Here is a 15012-nt window from a genome sequence, read left to right as displayed (position 1 = left end):
AAGCTGTTTTTCTTATGAATAATTCCGTTGTACGCCACTTCTGATGAATGTTTTCCGGCGATATACACTTAGTGCAATCCCGATGACAAATGAGTTTAATAGGAGAGGTGTAAAACCATAACTTATAAAAGGAAGCGACAATCCGATGATCGGCAACCAGCCAAGTATCATGGCAACAGAATATCCAAACTGCATGCAATAAAAAGATACTGCTCCAATTACAAGCATTTTGCCATAGGAACGGGTCAATCGGTTCACTTTCCAAAGTATACGAAAGGCGATGGCAAATAATACCGATACGATGACAATCCCTGCAATATATCCGAATTCCTGAATAAGCAATACCAAAGCAAAGTCTGTATGCCCTTCCGGAATATAACGAACCTTCTCTGCCCCAAACCATCCTGCTTCATTTAGTGCATTTTTAACTACCAAATAAACATAGCCTTCCGTTGTCGCATAGCTAGACGGATCCAAAAATGCGTATAACCGTACAAGCTGATAATCGTGCAGCCGGGGAATGATCAGGAACATGCTACTCGCTATGAACCCGCTTCCCGCCATACTTGTCACAATTTTTGTCTTGGCGGAATAGTCGCTAACAAAAAACAATACCGTCACTGCACCTGCATAAATAAGCGCTGCTATCAGGCTTGGTGCACTTAGAATAAACCATAACGGCAAAACGAATAAGACGATTAACTGCCAGCTTTTTAGTTTTTTCTGCGTAAAAAAGCCTGCCCAAGCAATGAGCAGCAATGGTAAAACGGTCCAAGCCTGAATCTGTATCGGTCCTACCATTAAATAGCTTTGCCCTTGCACCATAGCTGTCGGAAAATAATTTAATATCATTAACAAAATAAGGGCACCAAAATATATAGCCAGACTGAAGCGTTCCAGCTTCCGATAATCGATATACGTCAGTCCTGCAACCAATATTACGGCACATAGAAAGTGCAGCCACTTATTTCGAATAAAATAATCAGTCATATCCGTCCCAAAAATGATGGTACTGTCAAATGATAAAATCGGGATAAAACTTGCACCTAAAAGAATGGCAACTAAACTAATCAGCAGCCAGTCAATTTTCGGACGGTGAATTTTGTCCATGGATTTCCCGATTTCGGACGGCGAACCCATTTCTTCGATCGCTTTTCGTTCTGCTTCTTCTGGTGTATATCCTTTTTTCATCCATGCATTTTTCGAATATTCAATATGATGCTTCAATTCTTCATACACATGAACCTGAGCTTCCTTCGAACGAATAAAGGCAGTTACTTTTCTTAAGAAGCTTTCACTCTGCATGAATGCGCACCCCCCATAGCCGTTCCTTTAATGTCAGTTTCACATGACCTTCTTGCTGTAATTGTTTTTTACCGGTCTTCGTTAACTCGTACCGCTTAATGCCTTCCTTCCAATTGGAGAGAACAAATCCATTGCTTTCCTGTTCATGAAGAATCGAATAAATCAATCCCTCATTGTTGACAACATCCCGTATCCCCCTTATATGCAGTAATTGCGTAATTTCAATACCGGACTTTGCTTCAAAAAGAAGTGATAAAATAATCTTTTTCAACTCATCGGCGCTTAACTGCCGCTGAACATTTTCTTTATGCTGCTCTGTGAACTTCGTGCTGGAAAATGCAGTGCGATCCATCGCTTTTTTCAAATTTTTTAAACGATCATCCATTTTCTTCACGCTCCAGATATTTTTTTAATAGCTGCTTCCCGTTTCGAAGTCTTGTTTTTACTGTGTTCTCATTAATTTGCAGTACATCTGCCATTTCCTTCATCGTCTGATCTTCGTAATAACATAAATAAATAACTTCACGGTATTTAATCGGCAGCGCCATGACCGCCTTTACTAAGTTATCATCTTCCTGTTGCTGGATGACTTCCTGTTCAACGGAAATATTGCTTTCCACTTGCATAAAAGCTTCATCATCTTTTGCTTCAACATTTTTGGCATACCAGCTTTTCAGATAATCTTTTGAATGGTTGATTGCAATGCGCCAAAGCCAAGTTTTTAACGACGAGCCATATTGAAAAGAAGGAAGTGCCCTGTAGCATTTCACGAAAATTTCCTGTGTCAGATCCTCGGCAACCGAGTTATTATGTACATATTGTATGACAAGCTTTAATACGTCTTCTCCGTAATGCTGCATTAGTTCATCTATAATCGCTTCATTTGATAAGTTAGCGGTATCATTTATTAAATAACCTTCCACCGTAATACCTCCTTTCAACAATTAGACGAGCCCCGTTATAGGAAAGTTTGATTTCTTAACTTAATTTCTAATATATTTGCAGATCTTCTAAAATAAATTTTTATGTACTAATAAATAGACGAATTTCTAATATACCGTCCCGATGTTCTAATATAAACGATACGTCCATTTTATTCAGGCCTATATGTAATAAAAAACACGGATGCGTCTCCAAAATTCATCCAAGTACTAATAACCTCGGTGCTTTTTCTAATAAACGGCTTAATTCTTCTAATAACCGGCACCATTGTTCCAATAAAATTCCTGACGCATCCTAACAAACAAAAAGAGCACTCCGCATGAAGCAGAGTGCACGTGTTGTTTTATAAAAATCGTTTTCGCTGTTCTGGTGAAGGTAATATGCATTCCTGCTTTTTTCCGAACCATTTGTAGCGGTTTTTGGCAATCCAGCGATACACAAGATCGCGAACCGGTTTTGGTACAACGATAAATACATAAAACAGCTTCCACAAACCCGATAAATTTCGTGTAATTTTAAGTGCGGCCGTCGATTCTGTATAATGCCGGTCATTTTCAATAAACACAATACTGTCCGTGGTTACCGGCACATCATACTTTTTCAACAAAGCTACCCCAACATCACTTTGAAGCGAAGCAAACTGAAACAATGCTTTCGGGTCACGTTTAATAATAAACTTGACGCTTGCATCACAGAAATTGCACACTCCATCAAATAATAAGATTCGCTTCATGCTTTTCACCTCATTCCGGTGTGACGTATGTATAATATGTTCCGAGTGACTTCACTTTACAGCCTAGTGCAATCAGTTCTTCAACTGCACCTTTCATCATTGGTTCCTCTTCATCTGCTAGTATATCAGTTATAAAGAAATAATTCCCGAGTCCTGTTTTAAGTGGACGCGACTCAATCTTGCTCAAGTTCAGTTTACGCCAAGCAAATACTGATAGTACTTGATGAAGCGCACCAGACACATCTGTCGGTAATGTAAGCATAAACGTTGTTTTCGGCTGTGCCTGCAGCGGTACTAAGCCATGCTTTATATTTTGCTTCGATAAAACGAAGAAGCGCGTATGATTAAAGTGGAAATCATGGATATTATGTTCCAGTATATGTAAATTATATTTTTCGGCGGCAGAAAGATTCGCAACAGCAGCGATACAGCGGTCTTCTGTACGGGAAACAAGCTCAGCTGCAGCAGCTGTTGAAGAATACGATGTCTGTCTTACATCACCATGATTGTAATATAAATATTTATGGCACTGTGCCAAAGCATGCGGATGGGAATAAATCTCTTCTATTGCCTCGATATCTTCCGCGAATTTTTTATTCACTAATAAATGCTGCTGGATTTTCGACATGACTTCAGCTGTAACGAAAAGCTCGGATTCATGAAACAAATAGTCAATTGTCAGCGGAACAGAGCCTTCCAGCGCATTTTCCACAGGGACAACCGCCAGCTCAACTTTCCCTTCCGATACAGCTTCAATACATTCCGGAATGGACTTGTACGGAATATGCCAATCATTCGGGAACAGACCCTTTGTAGCTAAATATGTAAATGATGCTTCCGGACCTAGGTAAGCAACTCTCTTTTCCCAATTTTTTTCTGACATTAATGAGCACCTCGATTATAAGTTCTAAATTTTCTGGAAATTTATCCTATAAAGAAAGCTGTCCAATATGCCCTAAAACTTATTGGACAGCAATTTTTATTTAATTATATCCTGATGTAATTGCTGAGGGTCATCTCACTTTTTCTATAAGCAACATCTGCTCTTTGAAGAAAAGTTAAAATGCGCCTGAACTGATTACTTCAGCAGATTCGATAAATTCAAGTTGATTTAAGCTGCGAATAAGTTCATCCAGCTCATAAGACATGCTTGTCACATCTAAAGAAAGCGTCACATTGGCACGCCCTTGAATCGGAATCGTCTGGTGAATCGTCAGGACATTGCAATGGGCATCAGATACAGTTTCGAGTAATTTGGCAAGTGTACCTTTTCGATCTTGCAATTGAATGAAAACCGTTAAAATACGCTCTTGCACAATCGAATGGAAAGGAAAAACTGCATCACGATATTTATAAAATGCGCTGCGAGATAAATCCACTTCTTTTACCGCATCCCAAATGGATGAAACAGATCCTTTTTGCAATAATTGTTTTGCTTCCAATGTTTTTTGCATCGCATCTGTCAGGACATCTTCACGCACTAAATAATATCGCTGATTTGCTACGTTTTTCATCGTCATCCCCCACTTAATTAGTCGACAAAGTCAAATTCGAATTCCATTAAACGTACAGTATCGCCATTTTGAGCACCGCGTTTACGTAACTCTTCATCGACACCCATTGCACGTAACTGGCGAGCAAAGCGTCGAATACCGTCTTCACGGCTGAAGTCAGTCATTTTGAATAGGCGTTCGATTGTGTATCCTGAAAGCACATATGCACCATCATCATCACGTGTAATTTCGAAGTCGCCACCTTGGCCTTCATGCTTGTACATTACTACCGCATCTGATTCTTCGTCGATTACATCATGTAATAAGAACTCAGGTGTTACTTCTAAAAGATCCGCAATTTCAAATAGTAACGGCTTTAAACCCTGACGGGAAACGGCTGAAATCGGGAAGATTTTTACGTCTTCGCCTACTTTCTTTTTAAACTCTTCCAAGTTTTCTTCCGCATTCGGCATATCCATTTTATTTGCTACGATAATTTGAGGACGCTCAAGTAACCGTAAATTATATTGCTCAAGCTCGTTGTTAATTGTTACATAATCATCATATGGTTCGCGGCCTTCCATACCTGACATATCGATAACGTGTACGATGACGCGTGTACGTTCAATGTGACGCAAGAACTGCATCCCTAATCCGACACCTTGGTGTGCGCCTTCGATTAGACCAGGTAAATCTGCCATTGCGAATGAACGGCCATCATCAGTCTCCACCATACCTAAGTTCGGTACTATAGTTGTAAAGTGATAAGCGCCGATTTTAGGTTTTGCAGAAGAAACAACAGATAGTAATGTTGATTTACCTACTGAAGGGAATCCAACTAATCCAACATCCGCCAATACTTTCAATTCTAAAATTACTTCCAGTTCCTGACCAGGCTCGCCTTTTTCGGCTAATTCCGGTGCAGGGTTAGATGGTGTCGCAAAACGGCAGTTACCGCGTCCGCCACGGCCTGCTTTAGCAATAATGGCTTGTTGACCATGTTCAACTAAATCGGCAATGACTGTTTTTGTTTCAGCATTCATCACAACTGTTCCCGGTGGTACTTTAACGATTAGATCTTCTGCACGACGACCGTGCATCCCTTTGCTCATTCCGTGCTCTCCACGTTCAGCTTTGAAGTGACGTTTGTAACGAAAATCCATTAACGTACGTAAACCTTCTTCTACTTCAAAAATAACGTTACCGCCACGAGCTCCGTCTCCACCTGCTGGACCACCATTTGGTACATACTTTTCACGGCGGAAGGCAACCATTCCATCCCCGCCGTCTCCACCTTTAACATAAATCTTTACGTGATCGACAAACATTTCTTTCACTCCTCATATGTGAAGAACATATTTCCAACTTGTATTCGTTTGTTCATATGTTTCCACATTAAAAATATTCTGTTCTATTGAAAATGGCGACTGTTCCCATTTTCCCTTTAAATGAAACGAAATATTCCATTTATCTTCATATGTTTCGATGTTTAACAGTAATTGATGCTCTTCATATGGATCAAGCTTGTCGTAAACATGAATAATTGTGTTTTCCAAGTATTGAACAATCGCTTCATCGTACTTGCTTTGTATTGGTGTACTTACATCACTTGTCATGTTTAGCTGTAAAGCCGGATAACGCCAACATAGAGTATGAAGCCATTCAACTGTTTCCGTTAATTGAAGTCGATTGATGTTCGAAAGTATTTTACAATGTTCAGACTGATCAAAAATTACTTTTTTTGCCTCGTCCACTCGTCCTAAATCTAAGTTCATCTGGATTAAATGAAGCTGATTCAAATAATCATGATTTGCAAAGCGCAATGCTTCACTTACAGTTAATTTTGAAACGGTCATTTCACACACTCCGTATTCCAATATTATTAGTATAACAAGTATTTCATCTGTTTTCCTTCCATACTTCATACTCATACATATTCAATACTTAAGAAAATTTCAATCATCCATCTCCATAAAGGCATCTCTGCATTCAACTATGAATTCGTGTAACAACTTAAAAAAAGGACTGCAATAAATGCAGTCCTTTCATTGCAAGAATTATGCTTCTTGAGCTGTAGGGTATACAGATACTTTTTTCTTGTCGCGACCATAGCGTTCAAATTTAACAACGCCGTCAACTTTTGCGAATAATGTATCGTCACCACCGCGGCCTACGTTTGTACCTGGGTAAATTTTTGTACCGCGTTGACGGTAAAGAATTGAACCACCAGTAACGAATTGACCATCAGCACGTTTAGCGCCAAGGCGTTTAGACTCAGAGTCACGTCCGTTTTTAGTAGAACCTACACCTTTTTTAGATGCGAAGAATTGAAGATCTAAAGTTAATAATAACATTCTGTTCCACCTCCTAGATCATTTTATATTTCAATTCGATATATTCTGAATAGCTCGCAGTCATTGTATAGAACTGTGTCACCATTGTGTTCAGAATAACTTGTAATTTAGCGTCTGTTTCATCATTCAGTTCAGCTTGTGGAACAGTTACTTTTAAGTAACCACCTTCAGCACCTTGTTCGATTTCAGGAGTAATTCCTGTAATTTGCGGGATTGCGTTCACTGCACCAAAGGCAACAGCAGAAGCACCTGCACAAACTAAATCACGACCATAGATATCCGATAAAGCATGTCCTGAAATTTCAAATCCATACGATTTACGATTTTCATCACTATAAATAGTTACTGTAATCATATCCATCACCTACTTATTAAGCGTTGATAGCTTCAACTACTAATTTTGTATATGGTTGACGGTGACCTTGCTTGCGACGGTAGTTCTTTTTCGCTTTAAGTTTGAAAACAGTAATTTTCTTTTGCTTACCTTCTTTAACAACTTTCGCTGTTACAGTAGCGCCAGCAACAGTTGGAGCTCCAACTTTAACTGTTTCTCCACCTACGAATAAAACTTTGTCAAAAGTAACGATTTCGTCAGCAGCCACACCTAGTTTTTCAACATAGATTTCTTGACCTGCTTCAACTTTGATTTGTTTACCACCAGTTTCGATAATTGCGTACATTAAAATGCACCTCCTCTTAGACTCAGACTCGCCCGGAATTGCAGGTGACCCATAAAGGTACTTAAACCTGTTCAGCGCGGTTGCAGTAGCACGGGTGCTACAAACAATAACATTAAAATACTACCACACCGAAATTATCAAGTCAACCGCTTCATTACTATTTTTTCAAAAGCAGAACGGTATTTTCGATATTTCCAATCTCCAATTACTTTGCTCCATAAAAACAGGCTTATAATTGCTAAAGATAAAGTTTGTGGCAATAAATATAATAGTACGATAATTGTTACCGTAAGTAAATAAAAAGAAGCCGTTAAATAAAATTCGAAAATTTTAGAAAACGGCCGCCGTTTCAAAATGCTGTAGCATACTATTCTACCACCATCAAGTGGCCAAATGGGAACAAGATTAATTGCAAGAATAAATAACTGCACTTCTATTAATCTCGCACTCAGCATATCAGGCAGAAATAAACTGATAAAGATTCCCACACATGTTGCAATCGGTCCTCCAATAGCGATAATGATCAGCTGCTGATAGGATAATTGCAATTCATCTTTAATTGTCATCTCTCCGCCGTACGGAACAATTTTACATTGTGTTATTTTGGCTCCGACTAGCTTTGCGGCGATAAAATGACCTAATTCATGAAATAATAGCGAAACAATAATAATACTGTATAAAGCAATATCTCCATATAAAACAATTGATAAGAGCAGTAACAAAAATAATGGGTGAATCGTTACTTTCATCTAAAACGGCTGTTCCTTTAGCCAGCGAATCGTTTCTTCCATATTTAAAACTTCCCCATTACGTTCAATCTGAATATAGAGTTCCCCGCTTTTTTTCGTTGCGACAACTGCTCCTTTTGTTACCGTTGTATAAGGTAATACATAGAAGTCGTCCACAAATCCAAATGTAACCGTATCGCCTGTATCATAAACAACTGAGACCGTTTTTCCGTTGTATTTTGTATGGCCCGTAAACACAATCATCCCATCATACAATGCATTTAATACGAACGGTTCATCATACACGAGTAAAAATCCGTCATTAAAACGATCAATCGTCTCAAAGAGCTGTAATTGACTAATCGATACATCTGCACTAACAGGGAGCTGCTGGTCTTCATTAGACAGCAAATTCACCACCGCTTTTCGCATCATAACTAAATCATCTGAACTATAGACAACGGAATGAATGACACGTTTTGTAGCGATATCCCCATAATAATTACAGCTATAAATAATAACAAAGACAATACTCGCGATGAGCCACTGCCATTTTTTCAAGCTCACCATCCAATCTTTTTGCACTAGTATATGTCAGGAACGACAATACAATTCAAGAAAGCCTGTACATAGAAAAAAAGCTGTAAAGAATAAAATAATTTTATTCTTTACAGCTTACTTCTTATTTAAACAATGCTTTTAATTTCGCGAAAACGCCTTTTGGCTGATCATCTTCCAAGGACATTAACGGCACAGAATCACCTAATATACGGCGTGCAATATTACGGTATCCCAATGATGCTTTGTTGTTCGGATTCATGACAATTGGTTCACCTTTATTGGATGAACTGATAACATCTTCACTATCAATGATGATTCCCAATAAATCAATCGATAAATGTGTAGTTACTTCTGTAATATCCATCGCATCTCCGTTGTTCATTAAGCTTTTACGGATTCGGTTAATAATAAGTTTCGGCGGTTCAATCGGCTCCTGCTCAAGCAATCCGATAATTCGATCCGCATCTCTTACTGCTGAAATTTCAGGTGTCGTCACAACAATGGCACGATCCGCACCAGCGACCGCATTGCGGTAGCCTTGCTCAATACCAGCCGGACAATCAATTAAAATATAGTCAAACTCACGCTTCAACTCATCGATCAAAGCTTTCATCTGTTCAGGGTTGATGGCGTTTTTGTCTGTGTTTTGGGCAGCAGGCATCAAGTATAGACGTTCATCTACACGTTTGTCCTTTACTAATGCCTGATGCGTTTTACAGCGGCCTTCAATTACGTCCACTAAATCATAAATGATCCGATTTTCCAATCCTAATATAACGTCTAAATTACGCAGTCCGATATCCGTATCGACTAGACAAACTTTCTTTCCTTGAAGTGCCAATGCCGTTCCTAGGTTTGCAGTCGTAGTAGTTTTCCCTACTCCACCTTTTCCTGAAGTTATAACGATTGCTTCTCCCACATTAGCGGCCCCTTCCTTATATAAGGTAGCTTTTTGAGCTCCAGTATCATCAGTATTCTTAGAGAATAATAATTCTTCATCACTCATTTAGCTTCCTCCTTTGAATGTTGATAAATTCGGTCGTACATTTCTTATTTCCTGGATTCTATCATATGCTATTACATTATTTTCTCCAAGATAGGCAAAAATTTGATCGGTATTGTCTAATATATATTGCGACTCGTTCGTCATTACTTCCACATAATTCCCGATTAATATATGTGTTGGTTCAAAATGTGACGCGGATACAATTGCTTGTTCATTGCCACCCATGCCTGCATGCACAATGCCCTTTAACTTACCCGCAATATGTACATTACCCCCTGCCTCAATACGTCCGTTTGGATTGACATCACCTAACACAAGTATATCACCCGTTACACGAATCGTTTGTCCGGAACGCACAATGCCTACATATGTTTCGAAGCGACTTGTCTCAAGCAGTTTATGGCTTTCTTCTAATGTAATAACATCACTTTGAATTTTTTTCACACATAGTTTTTGCTGTTGTTCCACAATTTCGGTTAGCTGGTCTTTTTGCTCTTGTGTACAGTAACGTTTTCCTAAGTGCAATTGTACATCTATTTTACCATCAAGATGGCCGTCTGTAACTTTTTTTCCAAGTTCTTCTACCAACTCGATAAAAGAACATTGGTCATCCAAACGAAGTACTAACCCATCTTTTGTTCCTTTAATATGGATAATTTGTTTTTTCATAGCTTTTTCAAGTCACCTCGCGCTACATAATAACGAAAAGAAAACAATCGGATTACAGGTCCGTTTTGTTTCTTTTCGCTTTTTTAAAATGCTATTGTGCCCGTTGAAATACACGAGCGCTAAGACAATATTTAAACGCCCATGCAAGCATTATCAAAAATAATAGATTACCAATTGTTGTCGGAACTAATCGATTCACTAGAAACGGCTGAAGCGCCATCGTTGTAAATTGGAGCATATAGAAAAATTCATATACAACAAATTCGAAAACAATCATTAGCAATAATGCCAAAATCGTAGAAAATACTAAATGTGGATGAACACGTTTTACACACCATGCCGCAATATAGCAGATGGCGGGATATAACACCGTATAAAGACCAATAATATTAATATAAAACACATCAAAACAAAGTCCAAAAATAAGACCATAAATCATGGCTTTTTTGCGGCTGTAATAAATGGCTAGAAAAATTAAATATAAAATTAAAAAACGCGGAATCAAATAATAGATTCCTTCGCCCAATTGCAATGGGGAGAATACGGCAAATTCAGATTCTAGCAAAAACAGCAAGACAGCAACGAAGCCAATTAAAAATCGAGCGAGCATTACTTATCCCCCTCATTTTCATCGGCTGGTCCATTTACTAAATCTTCATTTGTACTGCCACCGTCAGAACCATCTACCGAAATTGTTTTGCGCTTAGCAATAATAACATGTTCGATCATTGAAAAATCTGCTGCTGGTTTGACATAGGCCATCTTCGTTAAACCGAAATCATCAGTTGTTACTTCTGTAATCTCACCGATTAAGATACCTTTCGGGAAGATTCCACCAAGTCCTGAAGACAATACTTTTCCGCCTTCTTTCAGGTCAACTTTGGAATCGATACGCTTTAATAATAATTCGTTACGCTCAACGTCATAACCTTCTATTAAACCATGAATTTCCTTATTCTTTTCATCATGTACTACTGCTGATACACGATAGTTTTCATTATTCGTATAAAGCAATTCCACTTCGGAAGTATAAGGTGTCGCAATGACAATTTTACCAACTAGCCCTCGAGAAGTCATAACAGCCATGTTTTTTTCAACACCATGTGCTGTCCCTTTATTTAAAATAATTTTTTCTTCCCACTGATCAGGGTTTCTCGCGATGACCGTCGCCTGAATTGGGTCGAAATCACGCAAACTTTCCTCGATTGATGCGAGTTCACGCAATGAAGAATTTTCGGCCTTTAATGTACTTACTTCCGCCTTCAGGACGGCAAAGTCTTCTAGACGCATTTTTAAGCGCTGGTTCTCTTCATACGTATTCAACAGCGAATCAATATTGCTAAAAATACCTGTTATGTAATTAGCCGGCTTTGCGACAAGCGATTGTGCAAAGCCAACTGTATCTTTAATAATTTTCTCGGGTAATGTTGCGTTATGACGATCACGTAAAGAGAAACCAATCAATGCCACTAGAAAAATCACGCTTACTAATAGGACAATTAACTTTTTATTAGAAAAATGTGGCACTGCCAGTCCTCCTTACTTCAATTGTTGCGCACGAATTAGAGCGATGTTGTCTAATGCTTTACCCGTTCCGATTGCAACACAATCTAACGGATCTTCAGCAATAAATACAGGCATTTTTGTTTCATCACTGATTACTTTATCTAAATTGCGCAATAATGCACCACCGCCTGTTAAAACAATGCCGCGTTCCATTACGTCTGCAGATAATTCAGGTGGTGTTTGTTCCAATGTTTTCTTAACGCCATCTAAAATAACTACAATAGCTTCATGTAAAGATTTTGAAATTTCATCTGATGTAATTTCAATCGTTTTTGGTAAGCCTGTTAACAGGTCGCGTCCACGAATTTCCATCGTTTCAGCAGGTCCTTCAGCACGTGCCGTACCAATTTCTACTTTGATGCTTTCCGCTGTACGCTCACCAATTGTTAAATTATATGTTTTACGGATATAGGCAATGATGGATTGATCCATTGCATCACCACCAACACGTACTGATTCACTTGTTACAATACCGCCAAGAGAAATAACAGCAACTTCCGTTGTACCTCCACCGATATCTACTACCATCGAACCTGTTGGCTCCCATACCGGCAAGTTAGCACCGATGGCTGCCGCAAATGGTTCTTCAATTGTAAATGCTTCTTTTGCGCCTGCTTGACGGCTTGCATCAATAACAGCACGTTGCTCAACTGATGTAATACCATATGGCACACAAATCATGACATTCGGTTTCTTCCAGTTAGAACCCGATGCTTTCATAGCTTCTTTTAAATAATATTGGATCATTGCTGTTGTAATTTCAAAATCAGCAATAACGCCATCTTTCATTGGGCGGATAGCCACGATTGAACCTGGTGTACGACCGATCATATTTTTTGCGTCATTTCCGACTGCTACAATATCGCCTGTTTTTGTATTTTTCGCTACTACTGAAGGTTCACGTAATACAATTCCTTTACCTTTTACAAATACCAATGTATTAGCTGTGCCAAGATCGATCCCGACATCTTTATTCCCTAATCCAAACAAATTAAGTACTCCCTTTCTTATTAAAACAATTTCTAATTTATGATGCTAGCAAAATCATACGCTCTATTATAACGAATTACATCAAAAAATTATAGTGTTACAAGCACCGAATCGCGACTTTTGTCGAATGTTTTTTTCTACAACACTACTTTACTATTGTATTTCTATTTCCGTTACGAGACAAATAAAATTAATATGTAAGATTTAACAAAATCGCCACATGCTTATGACGAATATAACAAATAAAAGTTGCAATTGCGAAAATTGTCGACGAATTTTTAAATCCGTAATAATTGTTATCGCAATGTAATAATTCCTAATTATAAAATAACTACAAACATTAGATGTGAGACACAATTTAAAAACACCATTTTTTTCTTTGTGAGAAAAAATGGTGTTTGTTCGCTGTGCGTATAAATTGATTTCCATTTCGTGACGCTTCCCGCGGGCATGAGGCCAACTGGATATTGGTCACAAAGCGTTGCCACAGGACGTGGCGGTCTTAGCTTTTGTTCCTAGCTTTAGGCATCAGTGCTCCTGCCGCTTCGCTTTCGTAAAATAAATTTCGCTATTCCCATGTTTTACCTAGAATCCTCTAGAAATATCCCTTTTCCTTCATGCTTATAAACTGATGATCACCAATGATGACGTGGTCGAGCAAATCGACTCCGACTATTTTGCCGGCTTCATAAAGTCTTGTTGTGACATCGATATCTTCCGGGCTTGGTGTCGGGATGCCGCTTGGATGGTTGTGGGAACAAATGATAGAAGCAGCGGAACGTTTTACAGCTTCGCGGAAAATTTCCCGTGGATGGACAATGCTGGCATTCAAACTCCCAACAAAGATGGTTTGTTTATGGAGAACCTGATTTTTTACGTTGAGAAAAAGACAGACAAAATGCTCCTGCTGTAATGATGTCATATCCTGCATTAAAAAGGTGGCTGCATCTTCCGGCGAGCGGATCGTAAAGCGTTCTTCCAAATCTTTCGATGCGAGTCTTCTTCCCAGTTCGATTGCAGCAAGCAGCAAAACTGCTTTTGCTTCGCCTATTCCATTAATCCCGGTCATTTCTTCGAGTGTTGCATGCTTTAAATTATGCAATTTTTCGAAGTTGATCAATACCCGATTGGCTACTGTCAATACAGATTCTCTTTTTGTTCCGGTGCCGAGCAATATGGCTATGAGCTCCTGATTTGACAGGCTTCTTGCACCTTGGCGGATGAGGCGCTCACGCGGGCGGTCTGCTTCATGAACGTCATGGATTTTCATATTCAGTAACGGTTGAACCGTCATTTACATCACTCCTAAAATGGTAGTTTTAGTAGTTGTAATGTAAGCATTTTTTGAACTAATGTAGCAATCGGTAAACCGACGACATTATTGTAGTCTCCTTCAATACGGTCAACGAGCATGGCGCCACTCGTCTGTATTCCGTATCCGCCTGCTTTATCGAAAGGATCAGCTGTCTGAACATAGGCCTTAATCATTTGGGGAGAAACATCTTTAAATAGAACCGTTGTTACTTCAACAAATGTATGCTCTGTTCCGTCCGTCAAAATAAGAGCTACAGCAGTCATCACTTCATGACGATTTCCGGAAAGCTTCGTTAAATGCTCTACGGCTTCTTCCTCCGAAACAGGCTTGTGCAGTATTTGGTCATTAAACACAACAATTGTATCCGCTCCGATAATACAATGATTCGGACATTTCTGGGCCACATCCCGCGCTTTCAATAATGCCACTTCTGTCACATATTCATGGGCCGTATCGCCAGTAACGCTTGTTTCGACAACATCGCTTGTCACAATTTCAAACGGTACATTCAGCATTTGAAGCAATTCCTTTCTCCTTGGTGAAGCAGAAGCTAATATTAGTTGTTCATTTGTAGTAAAATTCATTTCCAATCCTCCTACACTCTATAGTAACTGAGAAAAGGAAATTTGAACAACAGCCAACTCTATTTGCAAATATGCGAAAAGCACAA

Annotated in this window: 20 protein-coding genes and 1 other annotated feature; all 20 genes read right to left on the bottom strand. The window is 39.0% G+C overall.

Translation table 11 applies throughout. From position 1 onward, the window contains the following. Positions 1–12: 12 nt before the first annotated feature. The 20 genes from ABS917_RS02725 to ABS917_RS02630 all read right to left on the bottom strand — a co-directional run bounded on the left by ABS917_RS02725 (position 13) and on the right by ABS917_RS02630 (position 14926). A complete protein-coding gene (locus ABS917_RS02725) occupies positions 13–1305 on the bottom strand; it encodes an FtsW/RodA/SpoVE family cell cycle protein (protein ID WP_350477564.1) in 1293 nt (430 codons plus the stop codon). Continuing rightward, positions 1295–1690: a helix-turn-helix transcriptional regulator gene (locus ABS917_RS02720; RefSeq protein ID WP_350477563.1), complete on the bottom strand. Its 396-nt coding sequence runs from the start codon at positions 1688–1690 to the stop codon at positions 1295–1297. Before ABS917_RS02720 ends, ABS917_RS02725 begins: the two co-directional genes overlap by 11 nt. Further along, the gene (locus ABS917_RS02715; RefSeq protein WP_350477562.1) at positions 1683–2228 is read right to left on the bottom strand and encodes a sigma-70 family RNA polymerase sigma factor; all 546 of its coding nucleotides are present in this window, start codon (positions 2226–2228) and stop codon (positions 1683–1685) included. The genes ABS917_RS02720 and ABS917_RS02715 overlap by 8 nt, the downstream gene beginning before the upstream one ends. Positions 2229–2590: 362 nt before the next feature. Next, on the bottom strand, positions 2591–2980 hold the full coding sequence (locus ABS917_RS02710; RefSeq protein WP_350477561.1) for a thiol-disulfide oxidoreductase DCC family protein: 390 nt from the start codon (positions 2978–2980) through the stop codon (positions 2591–2593). A gap of 10 nt (positions 2981–2990) precedes the next feature. Then, on the bottom strand, positions 2991–3863 hold the full coding sequence (gene pheA / locus ABS917_RS02705) for a prephenate dehydratase (RefSeq protein ID WP_350477560.1): 873 nt from the start codon (positions 3861–3863) through the stop codon (positions 2991–2993). A gap of 175 nt (positions 3864–4038) precedes the next feature. Then, positions 4039–4494, bottom strand: coding sequence for an ACT domain-containing protein (locus tag ABS917_RS02700; protein ID WP_008405215.1), 456 nt, complete (start codon positions 4492–4494; stop codon positions 4039–4041). 17 nt (positions 4495–4511) lie between these two features. Further along, complete coding sequence (obgE, locus tag ABS917_RS02695) at positions 4512–5801, bottom strand: GTPase ObgE (protein ID WP_350477559.1); 1290 nt, start codon at positions 5799–5801, stop codon at positions 4512–4514. Between the two features lie 12 nt (positions 5802–5813). After that, a complete protein-coding gene (locus ABS917_RS02690) occupies positions 5814–6329 on the bottom strand; it encodes a Spo0B domain-containing protein (RefSeq protein WP_350477558.1) in 516 nt (171 codons plus the stop codon). Between the two features lie 201 nt (positions 6330–6530). Continuing rightward, entirely contained in the window at positions 6531–6827 is a 297-nt protein-coding gene (gene rpmA / locus ABS917_RS02685) for a 50S ribosomal protein L27 (RefSeq protein WP_008405208.1), read from the bottom strand. A 13-nt stretch (positions 6828–6840) separates the two neighbouring features. After that, positions 6841–7182 carry a ribosomal-processing cysteine protease Prp gene (locus tag ABS917_RS02680; RefSeq protein ID WP_008405207.1) on the bottom strand — a complete coding sequence of 114 codons (342 nt, stop codon included), beginning with the start codon at positions 7180–7182 and terminating at the stop codon, positions 6841–6843. A 16-nt stretch (positions 7183–7198) separates the two neighbouring features. Further along, positions 7199–7507: a 50S ribosomal protein L21 gene (gene rplU / locus ABS917_RS02675; protein ID WP_008405205.1), complete on the bottom strand. Its 309-nt coding sequence runs from the start codon at positions 7505–7507 to the stop codon at positions 7199–7201. Positions 7508–7521: 14 nt separating this feature from the next. Continuing rightward, positions 7522–7599: a sequence feature (ribosomal protein L21 leader region), on the bottom strand. Between the two features lie 45 nt (positions 7600–7644). Beyond that, positions 7645–8256: a site-2 protease family protein gene (locus ABS917_RS02670; RefSeq protein WP_350477557.1), complete on the bottom strand. Its 612-nt coding sequence runs from the start codon at positions 8254–8256 to the stop codon at positions 7645–7647. Further along, positions 8257–8796, bottom strand: coding sequence for a hypothetical protein (locus tag ABS917_RS02665; protein ID WP_350477556.1), 540 nt, complete (start codon positions 8794–8796; stop codon positions 8257–8259). A gap of 121 nt (positions 8797–8917) precedes the next feature. Further along, complete coding sequence (gene minD, locus ABS917_RS02660; protein ID WP_350477831.1) at positions 8918–9715, bottom strand: septum site-determining protein MinD; 798 nt, start codon at positions 9713–9715, stop codon at positions 8918–8920. A gap of 87 nt (positions 9716–9802) precedes the next feature. Continuing rightward, positions 9803–10471, bottom strand: a complete 669-nt coding sequence (locus ABS917_RS02655; RefSeq protein ID WP_350477555.1) for a septum site-determining protein MinC — start codon at positions 10469–10471, stop codon at positions 9803–9805. Between the two features lie 91 nt (positions 10472–10562). Then, positions 10563–11081: a rod shape-determining protein MreD gene (gene mreD, locus ABS917_RS02650; protein ID WP_350477554.1), complete on the bottom strand. Its 519-nt coding sequence runs from the start codon at positions 11079–11081 to the stop codon at positions 10563–10565. Next, positions 11081–11998, bottom strand: coding sequence for a rod shape-determining protein MreC (mreC, locus tag ABS917_RS02645; RefSeq protein WP_350477553.1), 918 nt, complete (start codon positions 11996–11998; stop codon positions 11081–11083). The genes mreD and mreC overlap by 1 nt, the downstream gene beginning before the upstream one ends. Positions 11999–12010: 12 nt before the next feature. Next, positions 12011–13027, bottom strand: coding sequence for a rod shape-determining protein (locus tag ABS917_RS02640; protein ID WP_079528052.1), 1017 nt, complete (start codon positions 13025–13027; stop codon positions 12011–12013). A gap of 595 nt (positions 13028–13622) precedes the next feature. After that, positions 13623–14321 carry a RadC family protein gene (gene radC / locus ABS917_RS02635; protein WP_350477552.1) on the bottom strand — a complete coding sequence of 233 codons (699 nt, stop codon included), beginning with the start codon at positions 14319–14321 and terminating at the stop codon, positions 13623–13625. Between the two features lie 11 nt (positions 14322–14332). Then, positions 14333–14926, bottom strand: coding sequence for a Maf family protein (locus ABS917_RS02630; protein ID WP_350477551.1), 594 nt, complete (start codon positions 14924–14926; stop codon positions 14333–14335). Positions 14927–15012 lie beyond the last annotated feature (86 nt).

The organism is Solibacillus sp., assembly GCF_040273735.1.
Lineage (GTDB): Bacteria > Bacillota > Bacilli > Bacillales_A > Planococcaceae > Solibacillus.
Note: the sequence above shows the minus strand (reverse complement) of the source record. Positions and strands in the feature narration are given on the sequence as shown.